Source organism: Paenibacillus sp. CMM36, assembly GCF_053570945.1.
In genome coordinates this window covers 1-1,367 of the sequence record NZ_JBSEDY010000058.1, presented here as the reverse complement: position 1 = coordinate 1,367, position 1,367 = coordinate 1, and the positions used below count along the sequence as shown (strand labels likewise).

Sequence of the window (1,367 nt, the reverse complement as noted above, 5' to 3'; positions counted from 1 at the left end):
TCATCGGTCAGTACCTCCATCGACACGCCATCCGAAACGATATGGTGCATGTCGAGCATGAGTAAATGCTGGGATTCTTGCTCTACTCCTTGGACACCCAGATCCACCAAGCCTACCCGCAGCAGCGGTGCAGCTTTTAGATCAAACGGACGGATAAACTGCCGTACCCGTTCTTGTGCTTCCTCGCTAATCCTCGTGTACGTAGCCGTAGTCGTACTCTCTACCTGTACCTTCGTATATTCCACCTCGAATGGCACGGTATCCTCAATCCATTGCATCGGCTCATTGTCTACCAGCTCAAAGCGGGTACGCAAGGTTGCATGACGATCAATTAGTTGACGGAACACGTCTTCTACTCGTTTCACATCCAGCGGACCGCTCACTTGCAGCACTGACGGCATGTTGTAGTTCACATCACTTGGATCAAACTGATGCAGTACATACAGTCGTTTTTGTGCTGAAGATAACGGGTAGAAGCTGCGTTCTTCTGTTACCGGAATGGACGCGTACACCACTTGATCCAGACCTTCCAGAACGGCTGCCAGTTGTTCAATCGTGGGTGCTTCAAAAATACTGCGCAGGGGAAGCGGCTTGTTCAACTCCTTGTGAATCTTCGAGGCCAGTGTCGTCGCCCGCAGCGAGTGTCCGCCAATCTCGAAGAAGTTTTCCTTCACACCGACCTGCGTGAGGCCCAGCACCTCCTGCCAAATGTGTGCCAGTTTCACTTCCACCCACGTCCGCGGTGCGACATAATCGGCTCCGCTTTGCAGGCTGCCTTCCGGTGCTGGCAGGGCCTTACGGTCAATTTTGCCATTGGGACTCAGCGGCATTTGCTCCAGTTGTACAAAGTAGGACGGCACCATATAGCTTGGCAGCTCTCGGCCCAGCTCACTTCTCAGCTCGCTGGCACTGATTTCTTGCCCCGCGACATAGTAGGCCACCATGTGTTTTTGGCCCGTTTCGTCTGCACGAGCCATGACAACCGCTTCTCGCACGGACGCTACTTGGAGCAGCTGCGTTTCGACCTCGCCCAGCTCAATCCGGTAACCCCGAATTTTCACCTGATGGTCGATCCGGCCCAAATATTCAATGTTGCCGTCCGGCATCCATCTCGCCAAATCACCAGTGCGGTACATCCGTTCGTCTCCTGCTTCCCCGCCAGCAAACGGATCTTTCACAAATTTCTCGGCCGTCAGTTCCGGACGGTTCAGATACCCACGTGCCACACCGACACCACCGATGCACAACTCCCCTGCAACCCCAATCGGCTGCAATTGCTCCGTGCCTTCCTTCACGATGTACAGGCGAATGTTTTGAATCGGTTTTCCGATCGGAATGACTGCATATTCTTCCGTCGGCTCGCAATC

Annotated in this window: 1 protein-coding gene; it reads right to left on the bottom strand. The window is 53.9% G+C overall.

What is annotated here, in order from left to right; translation table 11 throughout:
• Positions 1–1,367: condensation domain-containing protein (locus ACWA2B_RS27820; RefSeq protein ID WP_449292873.1), on the bottom strand; the 1,367-nt coding region annotated here is incomplete at both ends.